5 protein-coding genes are annotated in these 5,269 nt (G+C 47.5%); all 5 read left to right on the top strand.

Going from position 1 to position 5,269, the window contains the following annotated elements:
- The coding region (locus N3G78_14630) for a tetratricopeptide repeat protein (protein MCX8119151.1) at positions 1 to 685 on the top strand (685 nt) is incomplete at its 5' end.
- 41 nt (positions 686 to 726) lie between these two features.
- A complete protein-coding gene (locus N3G78_14625; protein MCX8119150.1) occupies positions 727 to 1,488 on the top strand; it encodes a prepilin peptidase in 762 nt (253 codons plus the stop codon).
- A 114-nt stretch (positions 1,489 to 1,602) separates the two neighbouring features.
- Complete coding sequence (locus tag N3G78_14620) at positions 1,603 to 3,228, top strand: ATP-binding protein (protein ID MCX8119149.1); 1,626 nt, start codon at positions 1,603 to 1,605, stop codon at positions 3,226 to 3,228.
- A gap of 31 nt (positions 3,229 to 3,259) precedes the next feature.
- Positions 3,260 to 4,633 carry a sigma-54 dependent transcriptional regulator gene (locus tag N3G78_14615; GenBank protein MCX8119148.1) on the top strand — a complete coding sequence of 458 codons (1,374 nt, stop codon included), beginning with the start codon at positions 3,260 to 3,262 and terminating at the stop codon, positions 4,631 to 4,633.
- 226 nt (positions 4,634 to 4,859) lie between these two features.
- On the top strand, positions 4,860 to 5,269 hold a 410-nt coding region (locus N3G78_14610), incomplete at its 3' end, for a hypothetical protein (protein MCX8119147.1).

Raw genomic sequence — 5,269 nt, 5'->3', positions numbered from 1 at the left:
CTCCTCGGTCCTCTTCGGCCTTCTGCTCGCCGGGTATTCCTTCCTCACGATCCAGCAGAACAAGGTGTGGGAGAATAGTTACACCTTATGGTCTGATGCTGTGGCCAAACACCCCGAAAGCAATACCGCAAACGCTTTGATGGGGGTCGTCTATATGGACCTGGGGATGGATGAAGAAGCCATCAAATACCTCGAAAAAGCGATCCAGATTCTTCCCTACGATTATCAATCGAGAAACAATCTCGGAATCGTATATGGAAAAATCGGAGAGTTCGAAAAGGCTTTTCAGGAATTGATGATCGCCATGCACCTGGATCCCGAAAACGACAATATCAAAATCAACCTCGGCATTCTCTTCTTGCGACAGAAGGAATACTTGAAAGCCGAGGAGATTTTTCAATATCTGATCCAGAAACGCCCTGACGATGCTCAGCTTCATTATCGGCTGGCCTATGTGTATAAAGAATGGGGAAAGTACGACCTTGCCTTGTCGGAATTACACCGTGCCTCGGCTTTGGCCCCCCATATCATCAATCCTTATGAAGAGATAGGAAACCTCTATGCCACCCGGTTGAGGGATAGGGAAAAGGCGATCGAGTATTACTCGAAGGCGGTGGAGGTAGCCAAGAAGTCAAAGGTCAAGGCGGAAGAATTAAGATGGATGGTACAGGACCTCCAGAGGTAGGCCGATTCGGCAAAGGATCTTAAAGGAAGAGAGAACCTTTCATGTTAATCTTGGCATCGGTGGTGTTTGGAGCGATCGTTGGAAGTTTTTTGAATGTCTGCATTCACAGACTCCCAAAGGAAGAGTCGATCGTTCGGCCTGGTTCCTACTGTCCCAGGTGTCAGGCGCCCATAAAGGCCTATGATAACATTCCTATCCTCAGCTACCTGTTTCTCCGGGGGAGATGCCGATCCTGCAAGGAAAAGATCTCGATTCAATATCCAATCGTGGAAGCGCTCACAGCCCTAAGTTCCCTCTCTCTCTTTGCCACTTTTGGGGTTTCATGGAATTATCTCTACTACTTTCTTTTTGTCGCAGCCCTTATTGCCATCACCGTCATCGATCTATATCATCAGATTATCCCGGATGTGATCAGCCTCCCCGGCATTGGCGTCGGCCTTTTGGGTTCCCTAATCGTTCCGAACATTACTTTTTCTAACGCGTTGATAGGGGCCCTTGCCGGCGGCGGGAGTCTTTTTCTTGTAGGGATGGTCTATCAATGGCTCTTCAAGAGGGAGGGAATGGGGGGAGGAGATGTCAAGCTTCTCGCCATGATCGGGGCTTTTTTAGGTTGGAAATCTGTCTTTCTGACCATTCTCCTCAGCTCCTTCATCGGTTCGGTCATCGGGGTGACGATCATCTTACTCAAAGGGAAAGATTTTAAGTATGCGATTCCCTTTGGACCTTTTTTGGCCTTAGGGGCCATCATTTCACTTTTTTGGGGAGAGCATCTCATCAGGTGGTATCTCTATCTGAACAGATAAAGGAGAAAAAGTTCTCGTCTTCTTCCTTAGGATTATCCATTTTCATTTCCTGAATTCGATATGCAAAAACCCTCCTGGCTATTTAAAAGGTTAAATCTTTCCTTGCGGACAGAGGTGGTGGTCAACATCTCCCTTCTGATGTTGGTGGCAATCTTTTTAATAGGGTTTACCACCTTGAGGGCCAACGAAAAACATATCCTCCAAGCAAAGATACGAAATTGTGAGATCATGGTTCAGGATTTTCAAACCATCCTGGACCTCCTCCTTGAAAGGAGAGAATTTGAGGCGTTTCCCTCCCCTGCGAAAAAAGCGATCGAAGACTTTATCCAGGTCTATGGCAAGGGCCGGCCGTTGCTTTCGGTAACCCTTGTGGACCGGGACAAGAGGCTCATTGCAAGCCATAGCGTTTTAAAAGGAGGACGGTCTCCTGAACATCCCCTCCTTCAATCGGCCATGAACACAGGAACCCTGTTGTCCAAGGTTGAAAAGGAGGGGGGCTTATTCACCAGGGATTATAAAAAAGTTGTCATCGCCTCTCCTTTATGGTTTCAGGGAAGGGTTTTCGGAGGGGTTTTGATGGAGGTCTCAACCGAAGATGTCATGAGGCAATTGATTGAATATCAGAGGATGTTCCTCCTTTTAATCGTTCTCGATTCCTTCGTGTTGGTTATTTTCGGAAGCTTTCTTCTCTCGAGGGTGTTAGTCAATCCTTTGAAAGATCTGGTCAGGTTAACCCAGAGGATCAGCCAGGGAGATCTCGATCAGACGATCGAAGCCAATTCTAATAACGAGATCGGCCAGCTGGTCCAATCCTTTAATCGTATGACCGAACAATTGAGGGAGAAACAGAAAAAGATTGAGATACATCTTCAATCCCTGGAGTTAGCCAATGCCAAGCTGAAGCAGACCCAAGAGGAGTTGCTGCGGACCGAGAAACTTGCCTCCATCGGCCGGTTTGCCGCGGGGGTGGCCCATGAGGTTGGAAATCCTCTTGGCTCCATCTTGGGCTACACAAACATCCTGGCCAGAGAGGATGCAACTAAGGAAGAAATAAGAGACTATACCAAGCGGATCGAGAAGGAGATCGAAAGAATCAACCGGATCGTTAAAGAACTCCTCAATTTCGCTCGCCCCTCCAAATTAGAGGTCCAAGAGGTCGATGTGAATCGGGTGATTGAAGAAACCCTCTCGTTGCTTTCCTATCAGAAAAGTTTTAGAAATATCGAGACCCAATTATCTCTTCAGCCTGACCTCCCGAGAATTTCTGGGAATGAATCCCAGCTCTCCCAAGTCTTGATCAATATTATTATGAATGCGGTGGACGCCATGCCGGAGGGAGGGGTTTTAAAAATAGGGACCGAGGAACTAATTGTAGGAAAGGAGATGGAAGGCCCGGTCCATCTTCCCTATCCACCAAGAAGAAAAGACGATCCCCTGGAGGCTGACTTTTCACATCTAAGGAGCCCAGATCCGTTTTCTCTTTTTTTTACCAAATTCTCTCCGGGCGACCAGTTGGTCAAGATCACGATCACCGACAATGGAATCGGGATCAAAGCCGAGGACAAGGGAAGGATATTTGACCCCTTTTTCACCACAAAAGATCCTGATAAAGGAACGGGCTTGGGCCTTTCGATATCCCTTCGGATCGTTGAATCTTTCGGAGGAGAGATCAAGGTGAAGAGCGAGGCGGCGAAGGGAACGACCTTCGAGATCTATTTTCCGGTTTTAAAGAGAGGATAGACAAGCCCATTCTTAATTAGAAGGAGGGCCGATGATTTCCAAACGCATTCTCATTATCGATGACGAGGAGAACTTTCGAAATGTCTTAACGGTGATCCTCAAGAAGGAGGGATATGATGTAGAAGGAGCTGCCCATGGGGCGGAAGGATTGCGCAAGTTGGGAGACTCCGTCTTCGACCACATCCTTTGCGATATCCGGATGCCCCAGATGGACGGGCTCGATTTTCTTCAGGAAGCTAAGAAAGCAGGGGTGGAGACACCCATCATCATGATGTCTGCCTATGGAACCATCGATACAGCCATTGAAGCCATGAAAATGGGGGCCTATGATTATATTTCAAAACCGTTTAAACCAGATGAAATTATCCTGGTTCTTAAAAAAGCGGAGGAGAGGGAGAGGCTGAGAAAAGAGAATGAACAGCTCCGAAAGGAGGTTAAAAAAGAGTACAGCTTCGAGAACATCGTGAGCAAAAACGAAAAGATGCAGAAAATCTTCGAGATCATCCGGAAGGTGGCCCCTTATAAATCGACCGTGCTCATCACCGGAGAGAGCGGGACCGGGAAGGAGTTAATTGCCAGGGCGATCCATTACAATAGTGACCGATCCAAGATGCTCTTCGTACCAGTCAATTGCGGTGCAATCCCTGAGACCCTTCTCGAAAGCGAGCTCTTCGGCCATGTCAAAGGCGCCTTTACCGATGCCATTCGAACCAAAAAGGGACTCTTTGAGGAGGCCGATGGGGGAACGATCTTTCTCGACGAGATTGGAGAACTGCCATCCCCTCTTCAAGTGAAACTGCTGAGGGTCCTTCAGGAGGGAGAAATTCGAAGGGTAGGGGACTCGAAATCAATCCAGGTCGATGTGAGAGTTATCGCTGCTACCGTCAAAGACCTTGTGAGGGAGGTGAATGAGGGAAGGTTCCGAGACGACCTTTTCTACCGATTGAATGTCCTTCACCTATCCATCCCTCCCCTCAGAGAGAGGAAAGAGGATATCCCGCTCCTGGTCCAGCATTTTATTCAAAAACATAACCAAAACCTGAACAAGAATGTCAAAGAGGTTGATTCAAAGGCCCTCGAGGTGTTGATGAATTATCGGTGGCCAGGAAACGTGAGGGAGCTTGAAAATACCATTGAGCGGGCAGTGGTGCTGGCCGATGGAGAACGGATTGAATTAGAACATCTTCCCTTTGAGATCCAGCATGTAACCCCCCAAATCCCCAACGTGCCCGTCCCTGAAGAAGAGTATTCGATAAAAAAGGCTTCAAAGGCCCTTGAGATGGAGCTGATTCGCAAGGCGCTCCAGAAGACAAAAGGGAATCACACACAGGCCGCCCGTCTTTTAGAGATCAGCCATCGGGCTCTGCTCTATAAAATAAAAGATTACGGCATCGTGGAAACTTGATTTTCTTTTGACTTTTTTATTGTTTCTTTGTATAAACGGCAATATGGAGAAAAAATCTTTGAGGAAGAAAGGGAGTCTGTTTTTTGTCCTTCCACTCTTTTTGTCCCTTCTCTCCTGCGGAAGATCCGAGAAAAGCGAACCCTCCCAGAGAACCAATTTGCCCCCGGTGATCAGGTCGGTGACCATCCTTCCGGATAAACCGACGGCCGAAAAAGATCTCGCGGTCGTGGTCCAGGCCGAGGACCCTGACCACGACCCCATCACCTACACTTATCAGTGGTTGAAAAATGAGAGAGAGATGGTGGGCGAAACCCTTCACGTATTAAAAAGCGGTTCTTTTAAAAAGGGAGATATCATTCAAATCAAAATCCTGCCATCCGATGGGAAGGCCGAAGGGAAACCCTATCTTTCCGATCCTGTAAAAATCCTTAATGCTCCGCCTCTTCTTAATGATGTGAGGATTGAACCTCGAATCCCAACATCGAGCGACGATCTCAAGGCCATTGTTAAGGCGTCGGATCCAGACGGAGATTTTATCTATTTCACCTATCGATGGGAGAAAAATGGGACACCCATCCAAGACGAAGATAAAGAAATTTTAAAGAAAACCAGGTTCAAAAAAGGAGATTCCATCGC

Source organism: Thermodesulfobacteriota bacterium (assembly GCA_026415035.1).
Classification (GTDB): Bacteria; Desulfobacterota; BSN033; order BSN033; family UBA1163; genus RBG-16-49-23.
This window is presented reverse-complemented; position numbering and strand designations above follow the sequence as displayed.

Coding starts and splice junctions, on each gene's coding strand:
- N3G78_14625 (MCX8119150.1), top strand. CDS start 727: ATGTTAATCTTGGCATCGGTGGTGTTTGGAGCGATCGTTGGAAGTTTT.
- N3G78_14615 (MCX8119148.1), top strand. CDS start 3,260: ATGATTTCCAAACGCATTCTCATTATCGATGACGAGGAGAACTTTCGA.